Here is a 16,296-nt window from a genome sequence, read left to right on the forward strand (position 1 = left end):
CCAAGCCAAGCACTGCAGGTCTCTGAAACGGCTCACAATCAGGCCGCGTCGTCGACAGCTGCATCACGCTTTTCAGGCACATAGTTGAGAACCGGGCCTAGCCAGCGCTCCACCTCGGCAACAGGCATGCCCTTGCGAGCAGCATAGTCTTCAACCTGATCGCGTTCGACCTTGGCAACGCCGAAATAATAAGCGGACGGATGAGCGATATAGATACCTGAGACAGAGGAGCCGGGCCACATCGCATAGCTTTCCGTGAGCCTCACGCCCGTTGCCGCTTCGGCATCCAGCAGACGGAAAAGCGCGTCCTTCTCGGTGTGGTCAGGCTGAGCCGGATAGCCAGGCGCCGGACGGATGCCGGCATAGGCTTCGAGGACGAGTTCCTCGCTCGAGAAGTCCTCATCTGCGGCATAGCCCCAGAATTCGCGTCGCACCCGCTCGTGCATCCGTTCGGCAAAAGCCTCCGCAAAGCGATCAGCCAACGCCTTGACGAGGATCGACGAATAATCGTCATTGGCCCGTTCGAAACGCTCCGCGATCGCGACCTCCTCGATGCCCGCAGTAACGACGAAGCCTCCAACATAATCGCTGATGCCACTCGAAACCGGGGCCACGAAGTCCGAAAGAGCAACATTGGGTCGGCCGTCGCGCTTCGACAGCTGCTGACGCAGCGTATAGAAGGTGGCGAGTTCCTCGCTACGGCTTTCATCCGTGAACAGCCTGATATCGTCGCCCACCGCGCCCGCCGGCCAGAAGCCAATGACCGCGCGCGGCCGGAACCAGTTTTCCGCGATGATCTTCTCCAGCATCGCTTGCGCATCGCTATAGAGCTGCCGTGCCGCCTCGCCCTGCTTTTCGTCCTCCAGGATCGCCGGGAAGCGACCCTTGAGCTCCCAGGTCTGAAAGAACGGTGTCCAGTCGATATATTTCGCCAGCTCGGCGAGGTCGTAGCTCTCGAATACCTTGGTTCCAAAGAATTGAGGCTTCACCGGCTTGTAGCTCGACCAATCGACCTTCTCGGCATTCTCACGCGCCCTTGCGATCGGCAGCCGGACCTTCTCCGCCTCGCTGCGCGCATGTGCGGCTGCGACCTTGGAATATTCAGCCCGAACGGTATCGATATAGCCTTGCCGCGCTTCAGGCGACAGCAACGCGGATACAACACCGACTGCGCGGCTGGCATCCGTGACATAGACCGTCTGCCCGCGATGGTAGCTCGGATGAATCTTCACCGCCGTATGAACACGGCTCGTGGTGGCCCCTCCGATCAATAGGGGAATATCGAAGCCCTGCCGCTCCATTTCGGAGGCGACGTGCACCATCTCGTCCAGAGACGGCGTGATCAGTCCCGATAGGCCGATGATATCAACCTTCTCGGCAACGGCTGTTTCCAAGATCTTCGTTGCCGGCACCATGACGCCGAGATCGATGATTTCGTAGTTGTTACAGGCGAGGACGACGCCGACGATGTTCTTGCCGATGTCATGCACGTCGCCCTTGACTGTCGCCATCAGCACCTTGCCGGACGACTGCCGCTCACTGCCGCCGCCATTGGCAAGCTTCTCGGCCTCCATATGAGGCAGCAGAACGGCAACGGCCTGCTTCATGACACGGGCAGACTTCACCACCTGCGGCAGGAACATCTTACCCGAGCCGAAGAGATCGCCAACGACGTTCATGCCGGCCATCAAAGGACCTTCGATGACGTGCAGCGGCCGCTGCGCGGCCTGACGCGCTTCCTCGGTATCGGCTTCGATATATTCGGTGATGCCGTTGACCAGCGCATGTTCAAGCCGCTTCTCCACCGGCCATTCCCGCCAGGAAAGATCTTGCGCCTTGGCCTCTCTGCCGCCGGCGCCACGGAAACGCTCGGCGACCTCCAGCAAGCGCTCGGTGCTGTCGGGCCGGCGATTGAGGACGACGTCCTCGCAAGCATCCCGCAACTCCGGATCGATATTGTCGTACACAGCCAGCTGCCCGGCGTTGACGATGCCCATGTCCATGCCTGCCTGGATGGCGTGGTAGAGGAATACGGCGTGCATCGCCTCACGGACAGGTTCATTGCCACGGAACGAGAAGGATAGATTCGAGACACCGCCGGAAATATGGACCAGCGGCATGGTCTTTCGGATCGTCCTCGTCGCCTCGATGAAATCGACACCATAATTATTGTGCTCTTCGATACCGGTGGCCACCGCAAAGATGTTCGGATCGAAGATGATGTCTTCCGGCGCTAAGCCCGCAACTTCCGTCAGCAGCTTATAGGCGCGAGAGCAGATCTCCACCTTGCGTTCATAGCTGTCCGCCTGGCCCTGCTCATCGAACGCCATGACGACGACAGCCGCGCCATACATGCGCATCAATCGAGCTTGCTTGAGGAAATTCTCCTCGCCTTCCTTCAGGGAAATGGAATTGACGATCGGCTTGCCCTGCACGCATTTCAGGCCTGCCTCGATGATCGAAAACTTCGAGCTGTCGATCATCACCGGAACGCGGGCGATATCCGGTTCGGCGGCGATGAGGTTGAGGAATTCCACCATAGCCTTCTCGGAATCGATTAGGCCCTCGTCCATGTTGATGTCGATCACCTGTGCGCCGTTTTCAACCTGATCTCGGGCAACGGCAAGCGCCGCGGTGTAATCGGCATTGGTGATAAGCTTGCGGAATTTTGCCGAGCCAGTGACGTTGGTGCGCTCGCCGACATTGACGAAGGGAATGTCCTTGGTGAGCTCGAACGGCTCCAGACCGGAGAGCGACATGAACGGTCGATGTTCGGCGAGCTGGCGCGGCGGATATTTCGACACCGTTTCTGCGATCGCAGCAATATGCTCGGGCGTGGAGCCGCAGCAGCCCCCAACGATATTGACGAGACCTTCGCGCGCAAATTCCTCGACCTGTGCCGCCATCATCTCAGGCGTCTCGTCGTACTGGCCGAATTCGTTCGGCAATCCGGCGTTGGGATAGGCGCAGATGAAGGTGTCAGCGGCAGCCGAAAGCTCCTGCAGATGCGGCCGCATCGCATTGGCGCCGAGAGCGCAATTGAGGCCAACGGTGAAGGGGCTGGCGTGGCGCACGGAATTCCAGAATGCAGAAGGGGTCTGCCCTGACAGTGTCCGGCCGGAAAGATCCGTGATAGTGCCGGAAATCATGACGGGTAGATGGATACCCTTTGCCTCGAAACGCTCTTCGCAGGCAAAAATCGCCGCTTTTGCGTTGAGCGTATCGAAGATGGTCTCGATCAGGATGATATCGGCGCCGCCATCGATCAGGCCATCGATCTGTTCGCCGTAAGCCAGGCGCAAATCATCAAACGTGACGGCACGATAGCCAGGATTGTTGACATCGGGGGAGATCGAAGCTGTACGGTTGGTCGGGCCGATGGCGCCAGCAACAAAACGGCGCTTGCCATCCTCGCGCTCGGCGCGGATCGCGGCACGGCGCACGATTTCCGCGCCTTCCTTGTTGAGGTCGTAAACCGCACCTTCCATCTGGTAGTCCGCCTGCGCAATGCTCGTGGACGAGAAGGTGTTGGTCTCCAGGATATCGGCGCCAGCCTTTGCATAGCGGTAATGGATTTCTTCGATCGCATCAGGCTGGGTCAGAATAAGAAGGTCGTTATTGCCCTTCTGATGACAGACGCAACCGATGAAGCGGTGACCGCGAAACTGATCTTCGTCGAAGCCGAGCCCCTGAATCTGCGTGCCCATGGCGCCATCGAGCACGAGAATTCGCTCGCTCGCCGCTTTCCGCAGGGCTGCGAATACCTCGTTGCCGTCGCGCTTCGCCGTTTCCGAACCAAAAAGATTGTCAAACATAAGCGAATTCCTCTGGCCTGATTGCGACTTCGCAACCAGATCACATAAAGATATCTTTATGTCAACATATCTACGCTTGAAGTGGCGTCACCGCAAGCACGATGCTTCCATAGTTCGAAGTGTTTTCGAAAAATAAGAGCGAGCGGAACCGATTGCCGGCACACGCCATGGACAAGATGAGGACAGCGACACAGTTTCATCCGTTATGCGATGACAGCGCTATCGGGCAGAGCTATAGGCTTGAAGAAAGAATCCCAGGAGGACGGCATGAACATACAGGTTGAACCCGCAACGCTCGGAAACTGGAGTACGCGCGCCTATCATCGGCGTTGGCTGCTGGATCAGGCTGATGCGCTTTTTGACTTCTTCCAGTATCGCGCCGTCAATCCCAAAGGCGGTTTTTATGACATGGATGATGCCGGCAACCCCCTGGATGCCACAAATCCCGTCCGCGGCATTCATTCGACCGCCCGCATGGTGCATTGCTTCTCGATCGGATCGCTGCTGGGTCGCCCCGGTGCAAATGAGATTGTCGACCATGGCATGACTTATCTTTGGAATAATCATCGCGACACGAAGCATGGCGGCTACTTTTGGTCGCTGAACAATGACGGTCCTGTCGATTCCAGCAAGCAGGGCTATGGTCACGCTTTCGTTTTGCTCGCCGCCTCTTCCGCAAAGACGATCGGTCATCCCCTTGCGGACGGAATGCTCGCCGATGCCACGGAAACCCTGAATACGAAGTTCTGGGAAGTAAAGCACGGCGCGATCGCCGAGGAATTCAATCGAGATTGGTCGTTGATCGACGGCGGTACCTATCGCGGCCAGAACTCCAACATGCACCTGACGGAAGCCCTGATGGCCGCGTTCGAAGCAACGGGCGACAAGGCATATCTCGAAAAGGCCGAAAGCATCGCCGATCTCGTCATTCGCCGCTCGGCAGGCTCCGTTGGCTGGCGCGTCGCCGAACACTTCAACTCCGATTGGGTGCTTGACAAGAATTATCGCGGCAACGAGATGTTCCGACCATCAGGCACGACACCCGGACATTGGCTGGAGTGGGCGCGTCTCATCCTGCAGCTCTGGGCGCTTGGGGAAAAGCGTCACGATTGGATGCCGGAAGCGGCCAAGGGCCTATTCTCCCAGTCCATGTCACTCGGTTGGGATGACAAGGAAAACGGCTTCTTCTACACGCTCGACTGGGAGGATGCGCCTGCAAAGCGCAACAAGCTCTGGTGGCCCGCCTGCGAGGGTGCTGGTGCCGCTCACTATCTGAACGAACATGCACCGAGCGATTTCCATGAAGAGAGCTACCGCAAGATCTGGAGCGTGATCGGCCGCGCCTTCGTCGATCGCAACAATGGCGGCTGGCATGAGGAGCTGACGGAGGACCTCGTTCCAGCTCACACCCTATTCCCGGGCAAGGGCGACATCTATCATGCCCTGCAGGCGTGCCTCATCCCCCTCTTCCCGGCAACGGGCAGCCTGACAAAGGTCATCGCCAAGGCTGGCGGCAAGATCTGAGACTGAGGCGGCGCTCGCTCGAAGTGCCGCGCCGCCTCAAGTCTCTATGCTAGGCTCAGATTGTGAAGTTCGTGACCAAGGGTCAGAGCGAGGGCTTCGACCACCAGATTGTGATCTTCGCGCTGCGGCAGGCCCGAAACGGTGACGGCGCCGATGCAACCCGTGCCATTGACGAAAATGGGAAAGCTGCCGCCGGACGCTGCGTAATCGGCGCTGGAAAGCCCGTTATCCTCGATCGTCTTGCCCTGCTGCTGCAGCCGCAAGGTGCTGGCGTAACTGCTACGGAAATAACGCAGCACCATATTGCGCTTCCGGCGAATCCAGTTGGAATTGTCTGGCGTTGAGCCCGGCAAGGCTATGTAGAAAACCGGCATCGAATGCAGCGTGATATCGATGGCGACGCCCATATTGCGCTCGCTGGCGAGATCGCGCAACAGCTTGCCGAGCACCCAAGCGGTCGAAAGGTCAAAGGCATCGAAACGCAGCGTTTCCTCTTGCAGCTCGATACAGGCAAGGTCTTGGTCGGTCGTCATGGAAAACCTTCTCTAGAATAGATCGGCCTATGAAACGCGCAGAGGATGATTTGTCCATCTATCTCTTCGGTATTTCGAAGTCGAGCTGCCACTTCTGACCGATCGAGAGGTCGTATCCCTCCGGCTCGAATGCCTCGAAACCTCCGCCCGGATAGAAAGTCAGTTCACCGACACGAACCCACTCCGGCGAGGCATAGAGATCGACGCGAACGAAATCGATGTCGTGAGCGACCTTTTCAGCGATGTGGATCATTTCATCGAGTCTTGGCGGGCAAGCCACCTCACCTGGATAAATACCAAGATAATCCTGATCGTAGAACGGCAACTTTTGCCAGTCAGGCGTATAGTTGCAGGAATAGCCTCGACCATTCTCGCGTATGTCGATCTCGATATGCGACACCTTGCCGCCGAACGTAAAGAGCCGATAATCCCAAGGAACCCGCCCATCGACAAGCAGCATGCTTTCTATGAGAATGCGAGGCTCGATCTGGCTATAAGCCCACTCTCGGTTGTAGGAAGCATGATTGATCGCAAGCCACTCGGCAGACGGATCGTCGTTGAGAAGCCGAACCACATCGGCCTCTCCGTAGAGAAATCGTCCCACACCACTCGCATGGGTCGGCTTGACGACAGCCGGCAAGGAAACCCTCGACCAATCCACGGAGGCCAGATCGTTCCCTACCCAAAGCGTCGGGATGACATACTGGCTGCCAACCCTTTCCGCAATCAGCACTTTTGCATCGGCCTTGTCCACGAAACGGGGAAACAGAGGATTGCGATCATATAGTTTGCGTGCCTGTACCTTGTCGGTAAAGGTTTGAGGGGATGCCAAGTTCGGGAACTTGCCACGAATGACACGATATTTGAGCGCGCAATAGGGCTTGTCGGGCAAAGGCGACATAAGCCGCCAGAGAAGGTTGTGCGCCCGCTCGCGCAATCCCTTTTGCAGATACCCCGGAATGAGAAATCCATCTCGGTCGGCAGCTCGATCTGTCATGGTGACCGTCTCGAATTTCAACTAGAAAGCAAGTGAAAACTATCAGCCGCCCTTTAACACAAGGTTATGCGTCGGCCCTCAAGATAGATGGCAATGAGCACATCCGTATCCAATCTTCTCAAAAGCTCGCTGATCAGCCTGGCAGCGACTTTCATCTCGCTGGCCGCGGGCTTTGCGAGCAGTATCATCGCGGCCCGGCTGCTTGGTCCTGCGGGATCTGGCAAAGTCGCCTACGCATTGTGGGTTGCGACATCAGCTGCCGCATTGGCTGATATGGGTTTGCCTCAGACCTTGCTGCGCAATGCAGGCGGTCTTGCGGGCGATGGTAATGCATGGAAAGCGCTGGTCCGCACGGCGCTGCGCAGTTTCCTTATATCGGTCGGCATGATCGGTACGGGCATTATTCTTTTTGCTGTGATTACCTACGCTCAACGCGATGCGCAGCATGCATGGTTCTGGCTGATCACCGGCCTCCTCTTCCTCAGCTATGCATTCCACGTATTTTCTACAGCCGTGGCACGCGGAAGAAATCGCTTCAGTCAAACCGCGCGCACCACCTTGCTCGGCGGAGCAATGCAAATCCCACTTGTATTCCTCGGTGCCTGGTTACTTGGCCCGACAGGAGCTTTGATCGGCTATATCGCTCGCTACCTGCCGCAGGCATTGAAATTGCGCGGCTATATCGATCCAACCATAAAATACTCGCGAGAAGCGCTATCGCCGGAAATGTTGCGCTATGGCCGGTATATCTGGTTCAGCGATCTCATCGAAATCCTCATCCTCTCGCGCATCGAATTCCTCTTTCTTGGCGTCTTTGTATCTCCAACCAGCATCGGCTACTTCGCTGCCGGCCTCGGTCTGGCCAGTCTCATCGAACAGATCATGCTCCAGATATCGCCGGCGCTGATCGTAAACTTCACCGAAGTCCATGCCAGAGGCAATCAGCAGGCGCTTGATGCGGCCTATGGGCGCGTCATCCGGATAGTTGCGCTGATCATGCTGCCAATCAGCATGGGCGGCGCGATCATCATGCCCGAGCTCCTACCGCTGATCTTCGGCGACGCCTTCGAGCCCGCTGTTCCGGTGGCAGTCACGTTGCTGGCCTTCGTGTGGCTTGCCGGCATGTCCGTGATTCCCTGGGGTATCATCAGCGCATCCGGGCACAGCGCCATTTTGCTGCGCGTGCAGATTACAAGCGCCATAGCGACGATACTCCTGCTAACCGTTCTAGTGCCCTCCCTCGGCCTCGAAGGCGCCGCCCTGGCCCGCGCTGTGATCGTGACATTGACGTTTGCATTGCTCGGCTGGATGGCTTGGAAATATGTCCAAGTTGCCGTACCCGTAGCCGCCTTGGCAAAAACAATTCTTGCCGCAATTCTCTGCGCAGGCGCCGCCAGCCTCGGCGTTTATATGCTAAACGGGCTGCCGGCGCTTTTGAGCGCCATTCCCACCGGAGCAATTACCTATATGCTGGCAATTCGCTTTCTGCGCTTGATTACGCCCGAAGACGCGCAAATTCTGATGGCAACAGCCGGTGGGAAACTACCGAACGTGTCCCGCTTCATCGCTGGCAGATTGCTAAACTTCCTTGCACCCGGCTGAGGCAATCACCGCGTTTCGAAAGCGGCGGACAGAGTTTGCTGCGCGACTTCGTCCCAGGTCATTATCCCCTCGCGAAAAGCCGCAGAGCGCCGCATCGCCAGTGCCGCCTCAATCTTCTCCCGCCAGGCCACCTCGCCATCCAGACGATAGGCGATGCCGTTGGCACGGGTGAAGGGAACAAGATCAGGCAACAGGATCGGCAGCCCACAATAGCTGTATTGTGCAAGTTTCAAGCTCGATTCCGCCAGATAGACCTCATCCGCGGTGAGGCGATAGGGTGCAACACCGAAATCAGCATGCTGCAGGTAAGGGACAATGCTTTCAAAGTCCCGCTCGCCATAGATCGTGATATTCGGCCGAACCCAGCCGTCCCATGTGGCGCCAAAGACATGGAAATCTACATCCGGAGCGGCAGCGGCCATGGCAGCGATGGAAGTTTGGTCGAAAAGCATATTGCCGATGGAAATCGCATTGCGGCTTCCGGGTGGATAAGGGGATGGCTGCTCGCGATCAAACAGGGTCGCATCGACACCTTGCGGGATGACCCGTACGCGCCCCCCCGGTGGAAGCATGGCCCCTAGCCGCTCCGAAGGAACGCAGACGGCATCGAAGCGAGTAATCTCCCGAGCTTGAATATCTTGCAGCGCCGGCGCCGCACCGATGGTTCTCAACAGGTCGCGGCAGAAGTACAAAGTACACGCCCTTGGGTTCAGCTTCTTGACCTTATCGAAGAAGGCGAGTGCGGAGCCGCTCTCAACCAGCACCAGATCTGCGTTGGCAATAGCGTGCCGCGCAAAAGTCGGGAAATAGCTGCCATAGAGCCGAAAGAGTACCGCATTGGCTGCATTGAGAAAGCGGTTGCTGGAGCTGAAGGCATGCAATGGCGGAAGATAGGCGCCCGCTCTCAGATTTGCTGCAACGGTCTGAAACCGGTTTGCCTGATCTTGAGACAAGGCGCGAAATCGCGAGCGATCCTTGAGCAGGGTGAGCCAGCTGTGGCCTATTGTGAGAAAATAGACCTCGTGTCCCTGCTGAGCCCAGCAGGATGCGATGAAGTGAATTGACGCCTTACGGTAGCCGCGCAAAAACGCGTGCGACGTCAAAATCACGATTTTTCGTCGTGGCTGAGCCCCTGAAGTGCCCAGCTCTACTTTCCAATTTGCCAAAGGCGGTCCCCAACAGCGACCCTCAGCCGGTATTTCACATAACCGACATCAAAACGTCGATGAGGTTGCAGCAGCGAACATTCATGTCCGGGGCGATGATAACCGCAACCAAAGCCCAATTCTGCCGGGATATGAACCGTAAAGCGTCTAACATGCGGTTAAAGTTGCACCATTAATCATCACATTCACAGGCTGTCGTTCTCCTGGAATTGATTGGAAGTGATCTGAGAGCCATCAGTCCGGCCTTGAAGTCATGTTGCTCTCGCTTGCCTGCAGGAAGCGAACAGGTCATTGATAAAGCTTTACGAATATCCCGCCACAGGAATACTCCAGCATGAATGCAAAATACGCACTACCCGCTATCCTGGCCTGTACCTGCGCCGCAACACCGGCTCTGGCCGATAGCCCGGCACAAATGGTACTGCGTGATGGTTTCGACGGCACGGATTTCGCTCCATCTGGCCACCTTTATTACCGCGACAATTTCGAGCAGAAGGCGGGAACGGTCGAATTTCAATCTGAAGTGAAGCGTACCGGCACGGGCGCATTGAAGTTGAGCGTCAAGCCATTCTGTCCGCCGGGTAAAGCAAACTGCAGCGAGAGAGCGGAAATCTGGGAGCGCACCAAATATCGTGTGCCATACGACCAGGGGGTTTGGTACGGCTTTGCCGTAAAATTCGCCGACCCGATACCCTCGGGCGACCATCGCTACCTCATCGCGCAATGGAAGCGGGAAATCGGGCCTAACGCCAAGGGGGACTTCAGTCCCTTCCTCGCACTGCGGCTCAATAATGGCAAACTCTTCGCAACCGTTGAAACCAACTACGTTGCACCCATCAAGAAGCACGAGCCCAAAAATCGCAGCAAAGCATGCGGCGGCGACGAGGCACCGGTTTGGTTCCGTCCGGACACCAATCAGATGCGTGCATTGGTGGCCACGGATGGCAATTGGAGCGAATCCGACGGCCAAGAATTTACCGGCTGCACAAGCGCCATCAAAGTAATAAGCCGCGGAAACAAATTGCCGACGCCAGCCTCAGGTTGGATCGATTTCGCTATTTACAGCAAACCAGGCCCGGATGGCTCTGGGCACATTGAAATATTCGCCAACAACAAATGGATCGTTACCGTTACAGGCCACGTGGGACATGCAGACCACGGGTTGGGGAAGAATCAATATTTCAAATTCGGCCCCTATCGCGCCGCCGATACCACCGTATGGACCCTTTACTATGACGACTTTCGTCGTTCGCCCCACTGCGCCGATGTATTGTCGGACCCCAGCCTTTGCCCCATGAAGTGACAGGCTGGCAAGGATGTGTCGACCGTAGATCAAGTAACGAATCGCCAGCTGCAAGCTGCGCGCTTTTTTTGCAAAACGGCTGAACTTTTTCCGTTCTCAGTGGTTATCCTTTTTCGTGAAGGAGGTGACCGAAATGCTTACTACCCATCGCGATTGCAAACAGCATGTGAAGAGGAACGCAATACCGTCCCTGGGTGAGATCGAGGGGCGCGTTGCGGTTCTCGAAATTGTCGCGCAATCCGCACTGACCCACGTGTTCGATGAAGGTGAAGTCGATATCGATGCTGCCCTGCTGGCCCAGATTCGCAGAGCCATGCACCACAAATGCAAGGATTTGAAGCTGGACGGAGAAGACACGGCATCGGCACTTTTATATGCCGAGGAATTGATCGAGGCCGCGGTCAAGGCGTCGCATCCAATTCATCAGTGATGCCTTCCGGGCCGAGGCTCGCCCTGTCCCTTTTAGTGGCGCTGGCAATTACGCTCGGCGTCCTCTTATTCGTTGCGCCACACGATACGAGGGACAGGCTTACCCATCCGGCAGGACAGCCCGGCGAACATCAAAGCCGACAATGATGTGCCAAAAGGAACCTGTGTCGCGTTAAGACACAAGCGACTTGTCTCAGGTCAGGCTGCCGTTAACGTCGCGCAATGAACTTGGTTGCAAATTTCCAAAACCAAAGCAGTATTCGCTGCACCCCACCCGGTACCAAGCTCCAACAATGAATGGTGTAGCGAATGTCTATGATGGTCCACGCGCCGCTTTACTCCGATGATGTCGATGTCCTTGCGGGCGCCCTCTTTGCTTGGTGTGCCGAGCGCAGTATCAAACTACAAAGCCAAGAGGGCCTATCGGCAGCCAATGTGGCTATCAACCTCTATAATGCCGGCTACCAAACACAGGATCAGCTTCTTGGCGCATTGCAGAATTATGATTTCTATTGATATCTTGCCTGGACAATGCCATCCCGGCATTTGAAACCACCGAACAATTCGGCGAAGTAATGAATCTGCATAGTTTCAGCGGCCGTGATTGTGATTTTACGCCGCCTTTTCTTTGAAGGCATTGGCGATGCAATCTCGCTCTTCGAGAAGCCCGGACCATTCGTCCTGATGGTATGTCGAGTCGTAAATCAGCGTGAAAGGACCTTGATAGCCGGCAGCGTTAGAAAGCTTGACGCAGCGAACATAGTCCTCGGCATCGAGACCTGCTGTCGAATAATGTCCCTTTGCATGACAAAGTTCAGCACGGCCCATGATCCTCGCGAGATCGTCGTATTTACCGGCTCGCTCCCAGTTGCCGAAATCTCCGTTGAGGCCGACTTTGCCATGCAGGGCATCCAGAATTCGATTGACCTCAGTTGGTCCCGGCAGCAAGTCGAACCAATTTTCTATAACGAGGCGCACCCCCGCCGCGGCTGACAATTCTGCCAGTCGACGCAGGTGGGTCTCCGCAAGCGCCAAGGCCGAATCCGTCGGCTGGGCCTTTCCGGCAATTACACGCATGTTTTCAGCCCCGAGGGCCACGGCAACATCAATCCATCCGGCCATCCATTCCGCATCGCGCTGGGCCGTTTCAGGATTGCTGAGATCTCCATCTTCAACGAGCAGCGTCTGAACCTTTACGCCAGCTTTTCCGGCAACCTTGCGAAAATCGGCAAGATAGTTCGGAAGAAGACTCGGTAAATGAAAGGAACAGATCTCAAGCCGAAAGATACCATGATCGGCGCATTGTTGCGGCACGTCGATCAGTTCGATTGTGCCCTTCCCGTAAGTCGCCTGACGAGTCGGATATGCGCGATCGGCGGGCTTATAGGGATAGGTGGAGCCGAGCGCACGATGCAAGGACCAGGTTGAAACCGCGAAACGATCCGACAAATCAACCACAAGACTCCCCCATTCCTATCGCCCGTAAACGGCAATCAAGAAATAGGTTGAACTGTGCATATATCAATCGAAAATATGTAGTGCCTTCCCTTCTCGTACAAAAGCGGCCTGGTCGTTACCGCATTTCATGGCCTCCCTTGACCCATCTGGAAATGGCATCAAAAACCAGGTCGGCAATCCACATGGCGCATACGCCGACGACAAAAGCCGTGGCATTCATGGCTGCCACATCTTTTTGTGGCAAAGGCCAGTTGATAGCGCGCAGATAGAAAAGCGCCGGCTCCGTCAAATAGGTTGCAGCAAGTGCGCCGCAGATCGGCGATGCAACAATCTCTCGTGGCGTATATCGGCGCCTGGAAAGACCACGCAAAATGCCGCCGGAGAGGCCAGCGATGACAACTCCGACTTTGATGCCCAAAGCATCCAGAAATTCGTGTAACGTCATCGCTTCTCTCCATCCAACTCGAGAACTTGGGTTGCCGCCGCCTATTCATCAGCGCAAGCAGCGGGCAAACGGCCTCATTTGACGACGGGCGGCTGCGGCTTTATCAAACCCGCTACACCGTCGCGCATGATATTGACGACGATTTTCAGCGTGCTCAGAGCCGCAACGGCAACGGCGGCAAAATCCGGGCCGACGAAGGATTGCGAACATTCCAATGCGCCGTCGGGAAGCTGGGTACAGCCGGTTGCCAGAAGAACCGCAATCATAGACGCAGATAGTGCAATCAAAACATTCAGAACATTATGCAACATATTCGTATTGAACATATATTCTCCTTTTGAATCGACGGTAACAATTCATCGATATGATGCCGGTGAAACCAGGAATTTGTGGGGAGCTGCTATAAGCGGCGTGAGGACTCGGCGCGTCGAGAACTGGCGCTGCAGGCATCGCCAGCATCTAGTCGCCGCCACCTCGGCTAGATCTATCGGGCTCGCTCAATCGCCGCCGCGAACTTCTTGGCAAAACCGGCAATATCGATTGCTCGATCAGTGCCATTGATAATCCGGCGAGCACCGAGCCAATCGGAACCCGTGGCGCTGAAGTAGTCAGCAAGCTTCTTACCGGTAAACCGACCGTTGATCATGCCATCAAATAGGATTTCGATGGCTTTGGACGGATCGAGCGCCGTGTCCGGATCATCAGCGATCCCATATTTGGCGTAGTTGTCCTTCCCGGTGATCTGGACAAGGCCACGCCCCCGATACCGCCAACCGTCATCACTAGCTTCGTCACCGTTTCCCATTCGGTTGGCATAGGCACGATTGGCAATCCGCCGAGGCTGACGGGAATAGGTGGCAGCCTGGACAGTACTGAAATACTTGGGAAACGTGGCTTGCAACCCTGTCGCGGAATAGTTGAGATTTTCGGAGACGGCGCACATGGCTTTGTCCGTCTCGTGATAGACAGTCGCCAGCATATAAGCCAGCCAACGGGGATCGAAAGGCGCTGCTACCCATGCCGCCAGGATCGCCCCCGTGCCATTGACCTGATTTTTGGACAGCCGGCCGCTAAACAACGACGTCCGGACCGCCGAGAAAAACGTCTCGTGGTTCATAATCTTCATTCCAATTTCGAAGATGTAGAGTTTGAACTACCGAACGAGAGTGCAACTCCCGCTAGCACTATCAGCCGGTAGAAACCGATCTTCATAGCTAAAACCAGCTCGGTTTCGCATTTCGTAGCCGTCTCAATCGACTACGACCCCAGCTCTTCACTCATTGAACCATTTCGCCCATCTCCTGCGCCGGCTGGTCGGCGGGAACCACTACAGGCGCATCCACCGCTGCTGATGGCGCAACGGCACGCAATTGAGCTTCCTTTTCGGCGAGCTGTGCAGCAAGGCGATCGACCGCATTCGAGTAGATCTCGATCTCCCCTTGCAACAGCTCGATTTGCTTCTTCAGAGAATTTGCATGGGTAGACATTCAAAGCTCCTCAGACCTTGAGCACCGCGACTGTGTTAGACGGCCAAGCGAAGGCATCGATCTCGGTAGTGGTCGTGATCGTTCCCGCGATGATGAGACTATTCACTTCGCCCTCGACCGCAAAGCTTGCCTGGACATGCGCGCCGACCGCATTGGCGATCGCCATCATCTGCGCCGCGGTCAATTCGACGAAGCCGGCCGCGGTCTTGAACTTCACGAATACGTCTGGATTCGCCTCGACATAGTTATAGGCTCCGGTAATCAGTGACTGGCTCGCGCGGTCAGTCATCACCCGCATGCCATTGAGCTCGACACCGCCCGTTTCGATTGCGTAGCGCTTGGAGGCGGCATAGGCGTAAAGATCGACCGGATCTGGCTCCGGCGACCAGCTTGCGACGATCGCCAGAAGACTTGCCGGCATTTCCGGCCAATCGGCGACCGAGGCGACCAGGGCGGCTTCCTTGTTGTTCAGCTGGTCAAGGACGGCGTCCTTCTCTGCCGCATCCAGCCCGGAGGTGATCTTGGCGGCGAGCGCCAGCCAGAAATCCGGCACATTGTAGATCTGCTGTCGGCCGAGCCAGAAGGCGACGCACGCCATCCAGCGGTCGGCCTTGTCTTCAGAACGCGCCGCAAGCAGCGCCTCAACCATCGGTTCATACATGCTGTCAATGCGATACATGGCAGTCCCTTCCTACGTTACGTTTGGGCAAAGGCACGCACAGCCCACCAGTCAATCTCGGCGGCGGCGCGGATTTCGGGAGCGGTTTTGGCAATGGCAAGAGCGGCGTTTGCGGAGCGGCGCAAGACTTCGATCATCTGCGAGCCGACTTTCCAATGTTGGTCGCGCGTCAGGATCTCCACCGCCTTTTCGAAGCGGCTAACGCCATCCTCGGCCGCTTCGTCCGTGACATGTGGCGTCTCGCCCTCCGGCACATTCGCGCCTTGCTGCCGATCGGCGATGATCAACTCGGCCTCACGAAGCTTCAGCGCGTAGACAGCCTCCTGACCGGGAATGACCGTGATAAACAACATACGCGCTAGCCTGACCTGCCGATCGATGTCGGTTTGTACCTGGACGCGCTCTAGGGTGAGATCAGCGGACACGTTACACCGCATGGATCGTCACCTCGAAATGATAAAAGGCGGCGGGCGCGATGAAGGAAAAGGGGTGATCACCGAGAACGTCGGTTGCAAACTCGAAGATATTGTCCTCGATCGGGATGATATCGCCGGCATGAATGACTGAGGTGCCTGCCGGTACGGAAAAATGCACCGCATCCACACCATTGGCCTGAACAGTGTATTCGGTGACGTTGAGAGCGACGCCCTTGGGCGTAATGACGCCGTCAAGCACATAAGAGGTCGCGTCGATATCGAACCGATATTGCCCGGCCGTGACCGCCATTGCGGAATAGCCGCGGCCGAATAGCATGGCGAAGCGGGGCAATACGCTCTCCGCACAATTGCCATGCTGGCGGATGCGCCCGTCCGTATCATAGATGACATAGTGTGTCGTCTTATCGTCTAACGCAGTCAT

The 16,296-nt window shown here is 56.6% G+C and carries 17 protein-coding genes; 5 read left to right on the forward strand and 12 right to left on the reverse strand.

The window, feature by feature from the left end; translation table 11 throughout:
• Nucleotides 1–38: 38 nt before the first annotated feature.
• Complete coding sequence (gene metH / locus ACIQWP_RS12940; protein WP_402787403.1) at nt 39–3,815, reverse strand: methionine synthase; 3,777 nt, start codon at nt 3,813–3,815, stop codon at nt 39–41.
• Nucleotides 3,816–4,082: 267 nt separating this feature from the next.
• On the opposite strand from metH, the gene ACIQWP_RS12945 reads away from it, so the two are divergent.
• Nucleotides 4,083–5,339, forward strand: a complete 1,257-nt coding sequence (locus ACIQWP_RS12945; RefSeq protein WP_402787406.1) for an AGE family epimerase/isomerase — start codon at nt 4,083–4,085, stop codon at nt 5,337–5,339.
• 44 nt (nt 5,340–5,383) lie between these two features.
• On the opposite strand, the gene ACIQWP_RS12950 is transcribed toward ACIQWP_RS12945, so the two are convergent.
• Both ACIQWP_RS12950 and ACIQWP_RS12955 read right to left on the reverse strand, forming a co-directional pair.
• Nucleotides 5,384–5,872: a heme-degrading domain-containing protein gene (locus ACIQWP_RS12950; protein WP_402787409.1), complete on the reverse strand. Its 489-nt coding sequence runs from the start codon at nt 5,870–5,872 to the stop codon at nt 5,384–5,386.
• Nucleotides 5,873–5,930: 58 nt separating this feature from the next.
• Complete coding sequence (locus ACIQWP_RS12955; RefSeq protein WP_402787412.1) at nt 5,931–6,890, reverse strand: ATP-grasp fold amidoligase family protein; 960 nt, start codon at nt 6,888–6,890, stop codon at nt 5,931–5,933.
• A gap of 72 nt (nt 6,891–6,962) precedes the next feature.
• Here ACIQWP_RS12955 and ACIQWP_RS12960 point away from each other — a divergent pair, with 72 nt between their 5' ends.
• Nucleotides 6,963–8,471 (forward strand): oligosaccharide flippase family protein, encoded by a 1,509-nt coding sequence (locus tag ACIQWP_RS12960; protein ID WP_402787415.1) that lies wholly within the window; start codon nt 6,963–6,965, stop codon nt 8,469–8,471.
• A 5-nt stretch (nt 8,472–8,476) separates the two neighbouring features.
• Here ACIQWP_RS12960 and ACIQWP_RS12965 read toward each other — a convergent pair whose 3' ends face one another.
• Nucleotides 8,477–9,637, reverse strand: coding sequence for a polysaccharide biosynthesis protein GumK (locus ACIQWP_RS12965; protein WP_402787418.1), 1,161 nt, complete (start codon nt 9,635–9,637; stop codon nt 8,477–8,479).
• Nucleotides 9,638–9,971: 334 nt separating this feature from the next.
• On the opposite strand from ACIQWP_RS12965, the gene ACIQWP_RS12970 reads away from it, so the two are divergent.
• From ACIQWP_RS12970 to ACIQWP_RS12980, 3 genes are all read left to right on the forward strand, one after another.
• Nucleotides 9,972–10,940, forward strand: coding sequence for a polysaccharide lyase (locus ACIQWP_RS12970; protein ID WP_402787420.1), 969 nt, complete (start codon nt 9,972–9,974; stop codon nt 10,938–10,940).
• Between the two features lie 115 nt (nt 10,941–11,055).
• Entirely contained in the window at nt 11,056–11,370 is a 315-nt protein-coding gene (locus ACIQWP_RS12975; protein WP_402787423.1) for a hypothetical protein, read from the forward strand.
• 308 nt (nt 11,371–11,678) lie between these two features.
• Nucleotides 11,679–11,885 carry a hypothetical protein gene (locus tag ACIQWP_RS12980; protein WP_402787426.1) on the forward strand — a complete coding sequence of 69 codons (207 nt, stop codon included), beginning with the start codon at nt 11,679–11,681 and terminating at the stop codon, nt 11,883–11,885.
• 96 nt (nt 11,886–11,981) lie between these two features.
• Here the strand turns inward: ACIQWP_RS12980 and ACIQWP_RS12985 are convergent, their stop codons facing one another.
• The 8 genes from ACIQWP_RS12985 to ACIQWP_RS13020 form a co-directional block, all read right to left on the reverse strand.
• Nucleotides 11,982–12,827 carry a sugar phosphate isomerase/epimerase family protein gene (locus ACIQWP_RS12985; protein ID WP_402787429.1) on the reverse strand — a complete coding sequence of 282 codons (846 nt, stop codon included), beginning with the start codon at nt 12,825–12,827 and terminating at the stop codon, nt 11,982–11,984.
• Nucleotides 12,828–12,942: 115 nt separating this feature from the next.
• Nucleotides 12,943–13,272 (reverse strand): hypothetical protein, encoded by a 330-nt coding sequence (locus tag ACIQWP_RS12990; RefSeq protein WP_402787432.1) that lies wholly within the window; start codon nt 13,270–13,272, stop codon nt 12,943–12,945.
• A 74-nt stretch (nt 13,273–13,346) separates the two neighbouring features.
• Nucleotides 13,347–13,598: a hypothetical protein gene (locus ACIQWP_RS12995; protein ID WP_402787435.1), complete on the reverse strand. Its 252-nt coding sequence runs from the start codon at nt 13,596–13,598 to the stop codon at nt 13,347–13,349.
• A gap of 158 nt (nt 13,599–13,756) precedes the next feature.
• Complete coding sequence (locus ACIQWP_RS13000; RefSeq protein WP_402787438.1) at nt 13,757–14,389, reverse strand: hypothetical protein; 633 nt, start codon at nt 14,387–14,389, stop codon at nt 13,757–13,759.
• A gap of 160 nt (nt 14,390–14,549) precedes the next feature.
• Nucleotides 14,550–14,759, reverse strand: coding sequence for a hypothetical protein (locus ACIQWP_RS13005; RefSeq protein WP_402787441.1), 210 nt, complete (start codon nt 14,757–14,759; stop codon nt 14,550–14,552).
• Nucleotides 14,760–14,769: 10 nt separating this feature from the next.
• Complete coding sequence (locus tag ACIQWP_RS13010; protein WP_402787444.1) at nt 14,770–15,438, reverse strand: DUF4376 domain-containing protein; 669 nt, start codon at nt 15,436–15,438, stop codon at nt 14,770–14,772.
• A gap of 17 nt (nt 15,439–15,455) precedes the next feature.
• Complete coding sequence (locus tag ACIQWP_RS13015; RefSeq protein WP_402787447.1) at nt 15,456–15,791, reverse strand: hypothetical protein; 336 nt, start codon at nt 15,789–15,791, stop codon at nt 15,456–15,458.
• A 73-nt stretch (nt 15,792–15,864) separates the two neighbouring features.
• The gene (locus tag ACIQWP_RS13020; RefSeq protein ID WP_402787450.1) at nt 15,865–16,296 is read right to left on the reverse strand and encodes a hypothetical protein; all 432 of its coding nucleotides are present in this window, start codon (nt 16,294–16,296) and stop codon (nt 15,865–15,867) included.

The sequence above is a fragment of the Rhizobium sp. NPDC090279 genome (assembly GCF_044769665.1).
Taxonomy (GTDB): Bacteria; Pseudomonadota; Alphaproteobacteria; order Rhizobiales; family Rhizobiaceae; genus Rhizobium.

Coding starts and splice junctions, on each gene's coding strand:
- metH (WP_402787403.1), bottom strand. CDS start 3,815: ATGTTTGACAATCTTTTTGGTTCGGAAACGGCGAAGCGCGACGGCAAC.
- ACIQWP_RS12945 (WP_402787406.1), top strand. CDS start 4,083: ATGAACATACAGGTTGAACCCGCAACGCTCGGAAACTGGAGTACGCGC.
- ACIQWP_RS12950 (WP_402787409.1), bottom strand. CDS start 5,872: ATGACGACCGACCAAGACCTTGCCTGTATCGAGCTGCAAGAGGAAACG.
- ACIQWP_RS12960 (WP_402787415.1), top strand. CDS start 6,963: ATGAGCACATCCGTATCCAATCTTCTCAAAAGCTCGCTGATCAGCCTG.
- ACIQWP_RS12970 (WP_402787420.1), top strand. CDS start 9,972: ATGAATGCAAAATACGCACTACCCGCTATCCTGGCCTGTACCTGCGCC.
- ACIQWP_RS12980 (WP_402787426.1), top strand. CDS start 11,679: ATGTCTATGATGGTCCACGCGCCGCTTTACTCCGATGATGTCGATGTC.
- ACIQWP_RS12990 (WP_402787432.1), bottom strand. CDS start 13,272: ATGACGTTACACGAATTTCTGGATGCTTTGGGCATCAAAGTCGGAGTT.
- ACIQWP_RS12995 (WP_402787435.1), bottom strand. CDS start 13,598: ATGTTCAATACGAATATGTTGCATAATGTTCTGAATGTTTTGATTGCA.
- ACIQWP_RS13000 (WP_402787438.1), bottom strand. CDS start 14,389: ATGAACCACGAGACGTTTTTCTCGGCGGTCCGGACGTCGTTGTTTAGC.
- ACIQWP_RS13005 (WP_402787441.1), bottom strand. CDS start 14,759: ATGTCTACCCATGCAAATTCTCTGAAGAAGCAAATCGAGCTGTTGCAA.
- ACIQWP_RS13010 (WP_402787444.1), bottom strand. CDS start 15,438: ATGTATCGCATTGACAGCATGTATGAACCGATGGTTGAGGCGCTGCTT.
- ACIQWP_RS13015 (WP_402787447.1), bottom strand. CDS start 15,791: ATGTTGTTTATCACGGTCATTCCCGGTCAGGAGGCTGTCTACGCGCTG.
- ACIQWP_RS13020 (WP_402787450.1), bottom strand. CDS start 16,296: ATGACTGCGTTAGACGATAAGACGACACACTATGTCATCTATGATACG.